General features: G+C 45.5%; 15 protein-coding genes. 7 read left to right on the forward strand and 8 right to left on the reverse strand.

Features of this window, described 5'->3' with window-relative positions; translation table 11 throughout:
• Positions 1 to 65: 65 nt before the first annotated feature.
• From KDN34_RS08740 to KDN34_RS08760, 5 genes are all read left to right on the forward strand, one after another.
• Positions 66 to 725: a Bax inhibitor-1/YccA family protein gene (locus KDN34_RS08740; RefSeq protein ID WP_212593437.1), complete on the forward strand. Its 660-nt coding sequence runs from the start codon at positions 66 to 68 to the stop codon at positions 723 to 725.
• Between the two features lie 61 nt (positions 726 to 786).
• On the forward strand, positions 787 to 1,176 hold the full coding sequence (gene tusD, locus KDN34_RS08745) for a sulfurtransferase complex subunit TusD (RefSeq protein ID WP_212593438.1): 390 nt from the start codon (positions 787 to 789) through the stop codon (positions 1,174 to 1,176).
• A complete protein-coding gene (gene tusC / locus KDN34_RS08750; protein ID WP_212593439.1) occupies positions 1,176 to 1,532 on the forward strand; it encodes a sulfurtransferase complex subunit TusC in 357 nt (118 codons plus the stop codon). The genes tusD and tusC overlap by 1 nt, the downstream gene beginning before the upstream one ends.
• Positions 1,529 to 1,813, forward strand: coding sequence for a sulfurtransferase complex subunit TusB (gene tusB / locus KDN34_RS08755; RefSeq protein ID WP_212593440.1), 285 nt, complete (start codon positions 1,529 to 1,531; stop codon positions 1,811 to 1,813). The genes tusC and tusB overlap by 4 nt, the downstream gene beginning before the upstream one ends.
• A gap of 3 nt (positions 1,814 to 1,816) precedes the next feature.
• Positions 1,817 to 2,146, forward strand: coding sequence for a TusE/DsrC/DsvC family sulfur relay protein (locus tag KDN34_RS08760; RefSeq protein ID WP_212593441.1), 330 nt, complete (start codon positions 1,817 to 1,819; stop codon positions 2,144 to 2,146).
• Positions 2,147 to 2,327: 181 nt separating this feature from the next.
• Here the strand turns inward: KDN34_RS08760 and serS are convergent, their stop codons facing one another.
• From serS to lrp, 6 genes are all read right to left on the reverse strand, one after another.
• Complete coding sequence (gene serS, locus KDN34_RS08765; protein WP_212593442.1) at positions 2,328 to 3,614, reverse strand: serine--tRNA ligase; 1,287 nt, start codon at positions 3,612 to 3,614, stop codon at positions 2,328 to 2,330.
• A gap of 18 nt (positions 3,615 to 3,632) precedes the next feature.
• Entirely contained in the window at positions 3,633 to 4,007 is a 375-nt protein-coding gene (crcB, locus tag KDN34_RS08770; RefSeq protein ID WP_212593443.1) for a fluoride efflux transporter CrcB, read from the reverse strand.
• Positions 4,000 to 5,331, reverse strand: a complete 1,332-nt coding sequence (locus KDN34_RS08775) for a replication-associated recombination protein A (RefSeq protein WP_212593444.1) — start codon at positions 5,329 to 5,331, stop codon at positions 4,000 to 4,002. Before KDN34_RS08775 ends, crcB begins: the two co-directional genes overlap by 8 nt.
• Positions 5,332 to 5,334: 3 nt before the next feature.
• Positions 5,335 to 5,952 (reverse strand): outer membrane lipoprotein chaperone LolA, encoded by a 618-nt coding sequence (gene lolA / locus KDN34_RS08780; RefSeq protein WP_212593445.1) that lies wholly within the window; start codon positions 5,950 to 5,952, stop codon positions 5,335 to 5,337.
• A gap of 19 nt (positions 5,953 to 5,971) precedes the next feature.
• On the reverse strand, positions 5,972 to 8,476 hold the full coding sequence (locus KDN34_RS08785) for a DNA translocase FtsK (protein WP_212596585.1): 2,505 nt from the start codon (positions 8,474 to 8,476) through the stop codon (positions 5,972 to 5,974).
• A 184-nt stretch (positions 8,477 to 8,660) separates the two neighbouring features.
• The gene (lrp, locus tag KDN34_RS08790; RefSeq protein ID WP_212593446.1) at positions 8,661 to 9,152 is read right to left on the reverse strand and encodes a leucine-responsive transcriptional regulator Lrp; all 492 of its coding nucleotides are present in this window, start codon (positions 9,150 to 9,152) and stop codon (positions 8,661 to 8,663) included.
• A gap of 179 nt (positions 9,153 to 9,331) precedes the next feature.
• Here lrp and ald point away from each other — a divergent pair, with 179 nt between their 5' ends.
• Both ald and trxB read left to right on the forward strand, forming a co-directional pair.
• A complete protein-coding gene (gene ald / locus KDN34_RS08795) occupies positions 9,332 to 10,447 on the forward strand; it encodes an alanine dehydrogenase (protein WP_212593447.1) in 1,116 nt (371 codons plus the stop codon).
• 149 nt (positions 10,448 to 10,596) lie between these two features.
• A complete protein-coding gene (trxB, locus tag KDN34_RS08800) occupies positions 10,597 to 11,550 on the forward strand; it encodes a thioredoxin-disulfide reductase (RefSeq protein ID WP_212593448.1) in 954 nt (317 codons plus the stop codon).
• A gap of 53 nt (positions 11,551 to 11,603) precedes the next feature.
• Here the strand turns inward: trxB and KDN34_RS08805 are convergent, their stop codons facing one another.
• Positions 11,604 to 12,431, reverse strand: coding sequence for a glucosaminidase domain-containing protein (locus tag KDN34_RS08805; protein WP_212593449.1), 828 nt, complete (start codon positions 12,429 to 12,431; stop codon positions 11,604 to 11,606).
• 151 nt (positions 12,432 to 12,582) lie between these two features.
• The gene (locus KDN34_RS08810; protein WP_212593450.1) at positions 12,583 to 13,776 is read right to left on the reverse strand and encodes an amino acid aminotransferase; all 1,194 of its coding nucleotides are present in this window, start codon (positions 13,774 to 13,776) and stop codon (positions 12,583 to 12,585) included.
• Positions 13,777 to 13,966: the final 190 nt, after the last annotated feature.

The raw sequence follows: 13,966 nt of genomic DNA on the forward strand, positions 1-13,966 counted from the left end.
ACCGCGTCAAATGCTGTAGAAGAAAATTTCAAGCCTCTGACGATGTTAAGCATTTGGAGATGTATATGAATCAGGAAACCCTATATTCCACAAGCACATCCGGCATTGTTGTCAATAAGATGTTGCGTAATACCTATATGTTACTGGCGATGACACTGGCATTTTCTGCTGTTTGTGCTGGTCTCGCCATGGCATTACAAATTACACCTTTGATGTCTCTCGGACTTTCGATTGGTGGTTTAATCCTGCTTTTTGTAACACTACGCAAGGCGGATTCAGCCGCCGGGCTATTATGGGTATTTGCCTTTACCGGTATGGAAGGCGCATCTCTGGGCTACATGCTCAATCACTACGCCGGTATGACAAATGGCCCAATGTTAATTATGCAGGCGCTCGGTCTTACTGCAGCAATATTTGTGGCATTATCAGCTTATGCCTTGACCACAAAAAAAGATTTTTCTTTTATGCGTGGCTTCCTAATCGCTGGTTTGGTCGTCGTGGTACTTGCTGCGATTGTGAATATTTTCTTGGGTAGCAGCGTTGTTTTTATGGCATTGAATGCGGGTGTCGCATTATTGATGACCGGTTTTATTCTTTTTGATACCAGTCGTATCGTGAATGGCGGCGAAACTAACTACATTCGCGCAACGATTTCACTCTACCTGGACTTTCTAAATCTGTTTGTTAGCATCCTGAACCTCCTGGGTGCAGGCAAAGATGATTAAATAGCGCTAAAACTTCTCGTTTTAGGTAAAATGGCCCTGTTTATCAGGGTCATTTTTATTTATGAGTAAATTTATTATTTTAGTGACCGGGCAGGTCTATGGTCCTGCGAGCGGTTGGCATGCCTATCAATTTACTAAAACAGCGCTTGAGACAGGGCACGATATTCATTGTGTGTTCTTTTTTCGTGATGGCGTCACACAATCTAATGCGTTGGTCTCGCCTGCATCAGATGAAACAGATCTCGTACGCCTTTGGCAATCACTGGCTGAACAATATCAATTGTCGTTAGTGAACTGTGTATCTGCAGCTTGGCGCCGAGGTGTGATATCACTAGAAGATGCGCAAGAAAATGGCATTAGTAATTCGAATCTTGCTGCGGGCTTTATCATGGGCGGATTAGGTGAACTGGTGGCCGGTATTGAACAATCAACACGAATGGTGCGTTTCTGATGAAATCAATAGCAATCATCTTTCGTCAGGGGCCACACGGAAACGAAGCAGGCAGAGAAGCGCTCGATTTGGCGTTGATGGCAGCAACTTATGAACAACAAGTACATTTGGTGTTTATAGACAGCGGGGTGCTGAATCTCCTTTCCGGACAACAACCCGAGTTGATTGGTTGTAAGGATTACATTGCCACGTTCAAAGCTTTGGATATCTATGACGTGGCCTCTGTCAGTGTCAGTGAAAGTGCCATTTTAAATTTCGGTTTAGCTAATCTGCCTCTAATATATCCCGCGGAATTAGTTGATGATGAACAGATCCGTAAACTGCTCGAACAAGTGGATGAGGTCTTGGTATTTTGAATATATTACATCACATCACAAAGTCACCGAATGAAAGTAATGCCCTCGCCTGTGCATTACACTTTGCCAAAGACCAAGACTCGTTAGTGTTAGCCGGAAATGCCATCGAGGCAATGCTGCAACCGCAATGGATCGCAGCATTGAAAATCTGCAATGTATTTTTAATGAGACCTGATGTTGATGCGCGAGGACTGGCTAAATGTTTCGCCAATTATCAACAAATCGAATACAAGGATTTTATTGCACTGACCTTAACTCACGCCAAAGTGATATCGTGGTAAATAATGATTGAATTTAATGGAAAGCAGATAGCGACGGACTCCCAGGGTTATCTTAAAAATATTGAAGACTGGGACCCTTCATTGGCGTCGTTAATTGCGAGCACAGAAGACATCGTGTTAACCGATGCACATTGGGAAGTGATAAATTTTGTCAGGGATTTTTATCTCGAGTATAAAACTAGCCCAGCCATCAGGGTGCTGGTAAAGGCGATTGGACAAAAACTTGGCCCAGACAAAGGAAACTCAAAGTATCTGTATAAACTGTTTCCTGTTGGCCCCGCTAAACAAGCCACTAAAATTGCTGGACTGCCAAAACCAGCAAAATGCATTTAACCCAAGCCAATAAAAAAGGTCCATTAATGGACCTTTTTTATTGCTATACCAAATTTTCGTAAAACAAAATGGCTGCTTTAGCTATTGTGGCCAACGCCAACACCGAAAATACGGTAACTACGGCCACATAAGTCAGCCAGCGCAAATTGCGCCCGCCATTATCCATACATGACCTTTTGTGTTAACCGATTTGTTCTAGTCCACCCATATAAGGGCGTAATATTTCTGGGACAGTAATACTGCCATCAGCGTTTTGATAATTTTCCAAAACGGCAACCAACGTACGACCTACGGCCAATCCTGAACCATTAAGGGTATGTAACAGTTTTGGCTTTTTGTCATCATTGCTGCGATAACGTGCTTGCATGCGCCGAGCCTGGAAATCTTTCATATTGGAGCATGAAGAAATTTCCCGGTAGGTATTCTGCGCTGGTAACCATACTTCGATATCGTACGTTTTAGCAGAGCTAAATCCCATATCTCCAGTACAAAGTACGATGACACGATATGGCAAGCCTAGTTTTTGCAGTACAGTTTCAGCGTCTTTGGTCAGACTTTCCAATTCGTCCATTGAAGTTTCTGGTTTTACCAATTTCACCAATTCGACTTTTTCGAATTGATGTTGACGGATTAGGCCACGGGTATCTTTACCGTATGAACCAGCTTCGCTACGGAAACAGGCAGTTTGCGCTGTAAGCTTAACCGGCAAATCATCTTCTTCGATAATCGTGTCGCGCGCCAAGTTCGTTAGTGGGACTTCAGCCGTCGGGATCAGATGCAGACTCTGTCCTTCTTCTGTTGCTGGCTTGGTGTGGAACAGATCTTCAGCAAATTTGGGTAACTGGCCAGTTCCCAATAAGCTGGCATCGTTCACCAACAATGGCACATAAGCTTCAGTATATCCGTGTTGCTGAGTATGCAAGTCCAGCATGAACTGCGCCAAAGCACGATGCATGCGGGCAATCTGTCCTCGCATTACCACAAAGCGTGCGCCTGTTAATTTAACGGCATTTTTAAAGTCTAGACCTTTAACTTGTTCCCCCAAATCCACATGGTCTTTGATAGGAAAGTCAAATGTTTTAGGCGTGCCCCAACGGCGGATTTCGACGTTCTGAGATTCATCTGGACCTACCGGAACTGATTCATCTGGCAGGTTGGGCATGCTCATCGCTATGGCGTTCAATTCATCCAGTAACTGGGACAGCTCTTGCTTTTTGGTCTCCAATTTACCACCGAGATCATTGACTTGAGCCATAATCTCGGAAACATCTTCACCTTTGGCTTTCGCTTGTCCGATAGACTTAGACATAGCGTTACGACTAGCCTGCAACTCTTCAGTTTCTACCTGCAGAGCTTTGCGTTTTTCTTCAAGCTTGGTGAGCCGGTCAACATCAAGAATAAAACCACGGGTAGCCAGCCGCTCGGCGGTGGTGGCAAGTTCATTACGCAGATATTTAGGATCTAACATCTTTTTTGTCTTTGGTTATTAAACGCGTGAAAAAATTAGTTGCTGACCTAAGAATACCATCAAAAGACAGATCCCCAGATTCAGCACCACATTTAAAAATGCCTTGAGCCAATCTCCAGCTTGCATAAGCAGCAAGGTTTCATTTGAGAAAGTTGAAAAGGTGGTCAGTGCTCCCAGAAAACCCACACCAATCAGCGCCTTTATCTCCGGACTGACATGACTCAACTGCCCCAGTGCGAAGACGACTCCCATCAAAAAAGAGCCCAGTACATTAACAGTCAGTGTACCAAAAGGAAAACTACTGCCAAATAGCTGGATCATAAATAACGAAATAAGATTGCGCAAAACTGCACCGGTCGCACCACCAAGGGCCACCCATAAAAGATTATTCATAACGTTTTCGCTCGCTTTGCGAATCGAGTTGTTCGAGTTGCTTAAGTTTTTCTGCCATACGTTTTTCAAAGCCACGTTCGGTAGGGAAATAAAATTTGCTGTTTTTTAGTGGTTCTGGGAAATAATTTTCACCAGCAGCGTAAGCATTCGTTTCGTCATGGGCATAACGGTACTCTTTCCCTGCCCCCATCTCTTCAAGCAATTTTGTCGGTGCATTACGTAGATGCATAGGCACCGCTTCACCACCGGTTTCTCTTGCCAACTGCCGCGCGGCCTTAAAGGCTGTATACACTGCATTAGATTTTGGCGCTAACGCTAGGTAGACAATCGCTTGCGCTATGGCTCTTTCTCCTTCAGCAGGCCCTACACGATGAAAACATTCCCAAGCATTCAATGCTACGGTCATCGCCGTCGGGTCCGCATTGCCCACATCTTCCGAGGCGATGGCTAAAAGTCGACGACCAACATATAGGGGGTCACATCCGCCTTCCAGCATCCTGCAATACCAATACAGTGCGGCATCAGGCGCAGAACCCCTTATCGATTTATGGACGGCGGAGATCAAGTCATAATATTGGTCGCCATTTTTGTCGAATCGCGCTAATTGCTGGCCGGAAACCTGAACGAGTAGTTCTTCTGAAAATTCCTGCCCATCTGCCAGCATATCGCTCATCAGCTCCAGCAGATTCAACGCCTTACGACCATCGCCATCAGCAACATTTGCCAACTGTGACAACACCCGTTCAGGCATCTTTAATTGGCGTTTGCCAAGCCCTCGCTCGTTATCCTGTAGCGCTCGTTGGACTAACTCTGCGATTTCAGATTCTGCCAACTTATTGATGAGATAAACCCTTACGCGAGATAACAAGGCGTTGTTAATCTCAAACGAGGGATTTTCGGTTGTCGCCCCGACAAAAATTACCGTACCATCCTCAATAAAAGGTAAAAAGGCATCCTGCTGACTTTTGTTGAAGCGATGTACTTCATCAACAAACAACAAGGTGCGCTGCCCACGCGATTGTGCAACATTTTGAGCATGCTCAATCGCTGCTCGTATATCCTTTACACCTGAGGACACGGCAGAAATTCTTTCGACATGCGCATTGGCATAATGTGCGATTAATTCTGCCAGCGTTGTTTTCCCAGTACCTGGCGGCCCCCAAAACATCATAGAGTGGGCCTTACCTGCTTCAAGCGCTTTCCGTAAAGGTTGGCCTACCCCTAACAGATGTTTTTGACCGATATATTCTGCCAAATTAATTGGCCGCATTCTTGCCGCCAATGGCCGAAAATCTGGAGCAAAATCAAAGCTCAGGCTGGACATAAATTATTGTCCGTCATGAGGACGCTGATCATCAACGGAAACACCATCTGGCGGCGTAAACGAAAACATCTCATTATCTTCTTTTGCCAAAGGTAATTGTGCTGACAGCGCAAAATGACTCTTGTTTCCTTGGGTATCATCGAGGCTGAGACTGGCCAGCTTATTGCCGTTAAAACAGACTTGCACCTGTTGTACACCGGTGTCTGCTGTTTTAGGGATGATATTAAAGCACTGATCCTTTTCACTGATGGTAAATTTTGACCAGGTTGATTTGTCTCGGTGTACCAGCAATGTGATGGGCGATGCAGCGATGGCATCTTTAAGTCCCAATACACTGACCTCTTCAGCAAACGGGTTATAGATCCAGACATCTTTGCCATCCGCGACAATCAAAGATTCGTCAGGTGCGGTCAGATGCCAATAAAAGCGATTAGGCTGCGCCAACGCAAGAGTTCCGGTACCGGACTGAATTTGCTTGCCGTTGATATCAGTCACTGTTTGCGAAAAATCAGCCCTGATTGCAGGATTTGCATCCAATTTAGCCTTTAAAGCTTGCTCTGGTGTCTGTGCATATGCCTGCATACAACTCAACAGCAATGCAGACAGTAATAATATTTTCATCAATACCTCTTAAATGCGGTTATCTTGGCGATGGCGGAGCAAGAACTTCACGATTACCATTATGCCCTTGAGCGCTGACAACGCCCTGCATCTCCATCTGCTCAATAATTCTGGCCGCGCGGTTATAACCTATCTTGAATTTACGTTGGACGCTGGAGATAGACCCACGACGGGTTTCGGTAACAAACGCAACCGCTTCGTCATAAAGTTCATCAAATTCTTCGTCACCACCTTCCGGCGCTTCACCTGGCAGTAATACCTGCTCGCCGTCGCTGGAACCTTGAAGAATATCCTCAATATACTGTGGCTTACCACGAGCATGCCAGTCAGCAACGACATTGTGGACTTCATCATCTCCGATAAATGCGCCATGGACACGAATTGGCACGCCAGTGCCTGGAGGCAGATACAACATATCCCCCATCCCTAGTAGGGTTTCGGCCCCTTGCTGATCTAAGATGGTGCGTGAATCAATCCGCGAAGACACCTGAAAGGCGATTCGCGTCGGAATATTGGCCTTGATCAGACCGGTAATCACATCGACAGAAGGTCGTTGTGTAGCCAGGATCAGATGGATACCTGCAGCACGGGCTTTTTGCGCGATACGAGCGATAAGCTCTTCCACCTTTTTACCAACAATCATCATCATGTCGGCAAATTCATCCACGACGACGACAATTGACGGTAGCTTGTCTAACTCACTTGGCGCATCTTCCATGCTCTGCCCTTCGCGCCATAGCGGATCAAGCAGCGGTTCGCCTGCGGCCTTAGCGTCAGCCACTTTGGCGTTATAACCTTTTAAGTTACGTACACCTACTGCCGACATCAATTTGTAGCGTCGTTCCATTTCGCCAACACACCAACGTAAGGCATTAGCGGCTTCTTTCATGTCGGTCACGACTTCACACAACAGATGTGGAATGCCTTCGTAAACTGAAAGCTCCAGCATTTTGGGGTCAATCATAATAAAGCGGACGTCGTCGGGCCCAGACTTATACAGCAAGCTGGTAATCATGACGTTAACACCAACGGACTTACCTGAACCGGTAGTACCCGCGACTAGCAGATGGGGCATCTTAGCCAAATCAACGACGACAGGTTCCCCAGCAATGTCCTGTCCCAGTACCATAGAGAGCGTAGATTTATTGTCTTTAAACGCCTGAGAATCGAGTACGTCGCGTAAGAAAACCGTTTCACGGAATTTGTTGGGCAGTTCGAGACCGACATAGGCTTTTCCAGGTATCACCTCAACAACGCGAACACTTTCGGCTAACAACGATCGAGCCAAATCTTTTGAAAGGTTGGAGATTTTCGATGCCTTGATCCCGGGAGCCAACTCTAATTCAAAACGGGTAATCACTGGTCCGGGGAAAACGCCCACAACCTTTGCTTCAATATTAAAATCGGCGAGTTTTACTTCTACCAGTCGCGCAACCTGCTGCAGTTCATCCTCTGAAATGGGATTTTTTTTGCGGTCGGGCACATTCAACAAAGCGATACTTGGTAGCGGTTCCAAAGGACGACTAGGCGCACCACTTTCTTGCCCTGGTAATATGATAATGCCATTTTCTACTCTTGCGCCCTGGGATTTGAGCTTCTGACGTTTTGCCTGAACCACACTCGCATTGTCATTAGCGGGCGCTTCTGTGGTGAAAATATCCTCTTCGTCATCCTGATTATGCTCAACAAAATGAATCACCGGTTCCACCCGATCACTGGCGTCTTCCGCAATAACATCCGGCTGAGTCTTTCTACGAAAACGCGATAATAACTTTTTCGGTTCGGTATAAGGTTCATCGTCATTATCTTCAGCGTCATCGACATCGCTAACATCAGCGGTTTCTTGCTGGCGCCGCTGCCGATATTTATCCACTACCGACATAAATCCCTGAGTGTCTGCCGTCTCAGTGGGACGCTGGAATAATTTCGGTAAATGCCAAACTTTTTTAAGAAACCACAAGGTGCCGAGGCCCAGCATTTCAGCAATGGTAATCCAGCTGATGCCCGTCATTAGTGTAAAGCCCGCGCCGACGAAGCAAAGTAACAGTAACGTAGTACCCAATTGATTGAAGTAAGGCAGCATTCCTTGCCAAATGACATCGCCAGCCACGCCGCCGGCAGAAAACTCATAGATATCGTTGGCATTCATGCTGACGAGAGCCGCCATGCTAAGTAGCATCAGAATAAAGCCGACCAATCGTAACCCGACTGAAAAGTAGTCAACATCACTTAAGCGGTGTGCCCGTTTAAACAATAACCATCCGGTAGCGGCAATGACGATCGGCAGAATAAACGCCGTATAACCAAAGAAATAAAAAAGAATGTCGGCAACCCACGCGCCGACTTTGCCAGTGAGATTCGTTACCGTGCCTTGAAAATTAGTCTGGCTCCAGCCTGGATCGCTCGGGCTGAAACTGCTGAGGGCTAATAACACATACACAGCCATCATGCAGCATAGGATGAGTCCTCCTTCCTGCAATCGTTGTAAGCCGCTGAGTGTCCTGATGCTTTTTCCCTGAGACAAGTTAAACATCCATCGTTACATATGTGAATGGCAAATAAGATACCAGAAACTGCTTAAATGTGCAGTGTCGTCAACAAGATAAGCGGGAGTCGATAACACTTTGGTACAGCAACTATTAAGCAAAAAGCTACGGTTCGATTTGACGGGTAAAAAAACCGGGTTGCCCCGGCTTTTTCTATTATCTTCATCCGTTAATTGCGATGCGGTTGGTATGCTTAACTTCCTCCATTACCACATACGTCCTGGTATCGGATACAGATGGCAATTTTAGTAGCGTTTCCCCCAATAACTTGCGATATGCCGACATATCCGATACTCGTGTTTTTAACAAATAGTCAAAATCACCGGACACCAGATGACATTCCTGAATGTCGTCCAATAATTGTACTGCACGATTGAACTTGTCGAACACCTCAGGGGTATCACGGGTCAATGTAATTTCAACAAAAATCAACAGTGATGCGTCCAAATAATGGGGGTTCACAAGTGCCGTATATCCATTTATAAAGCCTTGTTTTTCAAGTCTTTTAACCCTCTCAAGACAAGGGGTTGGACTAAGCCCTACGCGTTTGGATAATTCTACGTTAGAAATGCGGCCATCGTTCTGAAGTTCTACTAATATGTTACGATCAATACGATCGAGATCTTTGATGGATATTTTTTTATTATCAGCCATTTTTTTAACCTTGTTTTATTTCTAAAACAGTTTTTTATGTTGCGTATGTTAAAAGTTTAGCAGCATAAACTGCACAAGCCAGTCTATACTAGATATTCCTGACTATTTAATAGCAGGTAAGCAATTATAACAAATATCCTACGCCCGTATTCGGGAAAAATTTATGTTGAGGCTCAAAAATGAAGATTGGTGTTCCAAAAGAGATAAAAAACCATGAATACCGTGTTGGCATGGTACCGTCCTCCGTACGCGAACTGACGATGCAAGGTCATGAAGTCTACGTTGAAACAAATGCGGGTCTCGGCATTGGGTTTAGTAACGATGACTATACAGCTGCTGGTGCTGCCATCCTGGACACTGCCGCAGAGGTATTTGCTATCGCTGAAATGATTGTCAAAGTAAAAGAACCTTTAGCCGTTGAACGGGAAATGTTGCGTCATGACCAAATCCTGTTCACATATCTGCATTTAGCACCAGATCTCGCACAGACTCAGGATCTATTAAAGAGTGGTGCTGTATGCATCGCCTATGAAACAGTGACTGATGCCAAAGGTGGTCTACCATTATTGGCACCGATGTCTGAAGTTGCAGGCCGCATGTCCATTCAAGCTGGCGCGATGGCGCTTGAAAAATCACATGGCGGCCGAGGCATGCTGTTGGGGGGGGTACCTGGTGTAGAACCTGCCAAAGTCGTGATTATCGGTGGCGGTATGGTAGGAACTAATGCTGCACAGATCGCTGTGGGTATGGGTGCTGATGTGGTTGTATTGGATCGTTCAGTTGACGCATTGCGTCGCCTTAACATGCAATTTGGCTCTGCGGTGAAAGCTGTATACTCCACAGCAGACGCTATTGAACGCCATGTTCTGGAAGCTGACTTGGTTATTGGTGGCGTGTTAATTCCTGGCGCCCAAACACCAAAATTGGTTACCAAAGAAATGGTTAAAAATATGAAACCTGGTAGTGCCATCGTTGACGTGGCCATTGACCAAGGTGGTTGTGTTGAAACTTCGCATGCAACCACGCATCAGGATCCTACCTACATTGTCGATGATGTTGTGCATTATTGTGTTGCCAACATGCCTGGCGCGGTGGCCAGAACCTCAACATTTGCACTGAATAATGCCACCCTGCCCTACATTCTCAAATTGGCGAGAATGGGCTATAAGGAAGCCCTGCTGGATGACAAGCACTTATTAGCTGGCCTCAACGTGATGCATGGTAAGCTGACTTGTAAAGAAGTCTCTGAATCTCATGGTTTGGAATACACTGCGCCTGCCAGCCTGTTACAATAGTCAGGCAGTCTCGAAATAACCTTATTAAGGAGCCTGCTGGCTCCTTTTTTTCGATTGAGGCAATCTTGAATATTCAGGGAGGGATGCTTTACCACTCTCGTCAAATTACCTACAATCGCTGACAATTTTTAAAAGGCATGGAGAAATATATGAGCCAAGCTAAACATTGTCATCTGCTTATTCTGGGTTCCGGTCCAGCCGGATACACCGCTGCGGTTTACGCTGCTCGTGCCAACCTGAAGCCTGTGATGATTACTGGGATGCAACAAGGTGGTCAGTTAACAACAACGACTGAAGTTGAAAACTGGCCGGGTGATGCCGATGATCTTACCGGTCCGTTATTGATGGAACGTATGCAAAAGCATGCCGAGAAATTCAACACTGAAATTGTCTTTGACCATATCAATTCGGTGGATCTGCAACAACGACCTTTCCGCTTGATTGGTGATAACGCCGAATATACCTGTGATGCGCTAATCATTGCTACCGGTGCTTCTGCACGTTACCTGGGACTACCTTCAGAAGACGCATTTAAGGGTCGAGGTGTATCAGCCTGTGCTACCTGTGATGGTTTCTTCTATCGTAACCAAAAGGTTGCAGTCATCGGTGGTGGTAATACTGCCGTTGAAGAAGCGCTGTATTTGTCCAATATTGCTGCTGAAGTTCATGTTATTCATCGTCGCGATAGTTTCCGCTCTGAAAAGATCCTGATTGACCGCATGATGGACAAAGTGGCAAACGGTAACATTGTATTGCACTTAGACAGCACCCTTGATGAAGTTGTTGGCGATGAAATGGGTGTTACTGGCGTTAAATTGAAAAACGTTAAAGATGGCTCTGTGAGTAATCTAGAGGTCGCGGGTGTTTTTGTTGCTATTGGCCATAGTCCCAATACTTCGATTTTCGAGGGGCAACTAGAGATGAACCACGGCTATCTGAAAGTGAACAGTGGAATAAATGGCAATGCAACACAGACCAGTATCCCAGGTGTGTTTGCGGCTGGTGACGTTATGGATCAATATTACCGTCAGGCAATTACATCAGCGGGTACGGGTTGCATGGCAGCACTTGACGCTGAACGCTATCTAGACGCCCAGAAATAGAGTTACAACCCAGATAAAAAACCGGCCAAAGCCGGTTTTTTATCTGATACCAATCATGCTGCGGAAGCCACAATTTGATTATCATCCAAATATTCCTGATTGTGTCTCAGCATATCCAGCAATTCGTCAATATAGTCATCTTGGCGTTCGGAATAATTGACCAAACCGTAGACCAGCTTTTCAGCACTTAGTGGTTCCTTTTGTGCTCGTAAATCCGCTCTGATAGATCGGAATAAGCCATAAGCCGCATTGGAATTCAAATTTCGCATATAGGAAGCTACAGAGTCTTCAACACTACTGAATACCGCGACCTCATGAACTTGTCCCTGGCCGCGGGATTGTGGCACTAAGCCACAGCCTTCTTTAAAGCACCACTGACCAAAAAAGTTAAATCCTTCTTTGGCAAAACGAGAAGCTCCCCACCCAGATTCATTTGCAGCCTGGATCAACACCATGGACTCGGGGATCACATCAACCCGTCTAAGTAAACTTCTCAAACTAGCAGCATCTATATTACGAATTGCATATTCATATTTGTCTGCCAGTTGGTGCACTCGATATACCTCAGCATCATCAAGTGTGACATTGTTTTTTAGGTGATTTTGCACCTGCAACAGAAAACGTCTCTCTTCAGCAATAATGCGGTTTTGCTTTTTGACTGAAGGACGTAAAAAATCAAAAAATGCCTGCTTTTTGGCACTGACATCGTCAAAGGAACTAAAGTCCGGAATAAAGTTTACGCCCAACCGATTTTTTTTAATCAGTGGCGTACTACTATCAGTTTGGTTTGCAATGGGGATAAAGATGACCCTAAGTGCTATAACGGCAAGGATCACCACCGTCATCGCTAACATGGACGAACCTAATCTACCTGTTCTCAAACAGCCTCCTTTGAGGGATTCCTCTCAATGAATTCGGGCTGATTATAAAACAGGCATACGGTTTCACAAAATTTAGCGTCACTTTGGTGGCTTTTTAAACATTAAAAAAGGACGGTTTATACCGTCCTTTAACATATTGAATTGGATTTAATTACAATACTTTGGCAATTGCTTTACAGATAACCGGAATATTGCTCTTCGTCATACCGGCGACACTGATGCGGCCAGATCCGACAATATAGATACCAAATTCTTCCCGAAGTCTTTCCACTTGAGCTTTATTGAGGCCGGAAAAACTAAACATCCCTTTTTGACCACAGATGAAACTGAAATCTTGTTCAACCCCTTCAGCCTTTAAGGTATCAACGAACAGCTGCCGCATTTCTGCAATGCGTTGCCGCATGCCGGTAACTTCATTCACCCATAACGCCTTTAACTCTGGGTCGGAAAGTACGGTGCTAACAATTAACCCACCATGAGCCGGTGGATTTGAGTAATTGGCACGAATAGTACGTTTGACTTGGCTGAATGCCTTTTGTACGGTTGCAGCGTCTTGAGCAACAACGGTTACTGCGCCAATACGCTCGTTATAAAGACCGAAATTTTTAGAAAATGAGTTCGCGACGATAAGTTCAGGCACGACGGCGGCAACGGTGCGCAGACCTTGTGCATCTTCTTCTATGCCATCACCGAACCCTTGATAGGCAAAGTCGAACAAAGGTAATAATTGCTTGGATAAACAAAGATCCGCAACAACAGCCCACTGCTCCGCTGATAAATCGATCCCGCTTGGGTTGTGGCAGCAACCATGTAGCAACACCAACTCACCGGCTTCTGCGCTTTGCAGATCAGCCATCATTGCATCAAAATTCAATGACTGAGTTGCAGCATCGTAGTAGCCATATTCTTTAATGCTAAGCCCTGCAGCGCTGAAAATGTTTTGATGATTGGCCCAAGTAGGTTTGCTGACCCAAATAGTTTTACTTGCAGTGTTATTAACCACAAATTCAGCGGCAACTCTGAGAGAACCGGTACCACCTGGAGCCTGTGCAGTAGCGGCCAATCCTTCTTTTACTATCTTGCTGTCGGCGCCAAACAGCAATTCCTGAACGACCTTGTTATAGAGCTGAACACCTTCGATACCTAAATAGGTTTTGGAGGTTTCCGTTTCTAGCATTTTTGCTTCTGCCAACTTCACGGATTTCAATACGGGCGTTTGACCCGACTCGTCTTTGTATACCCCAACACCGAGGTTAACTTTGTCTTGACGAGGATCTTTCTTAAACGCATCAGTAAGACCTAAGATGGGGTCTGCCGGGGCCTGGCTTATCTGAGAGAAAATCATGTTTGGTACCTGTGCAGTTGCTGAATTCTGGGCAATAATCGAAGACACTTATACCACTGTGTGGGTAACCGCGACAGTCCTCTCAACAAATTCTGTGAACACTTTGGGATATGAATATTCATTAGCGAAAAGCCAATGCTTCGTATTGAAGAAAATGTAGAACGAGCAATCCATTAGTCACATTTGTGCA

Source organism: Shewanella yunxiaonensis (assembly GCF_018223345.1).
Taxonomy (GTDB): domain Bacteria; phylum Pseudomonadota; class Gammaproteobacteria; order Enterobacterales; family Shewanellaceae; genus Shewanella; species Shewanella yunxiaonensis.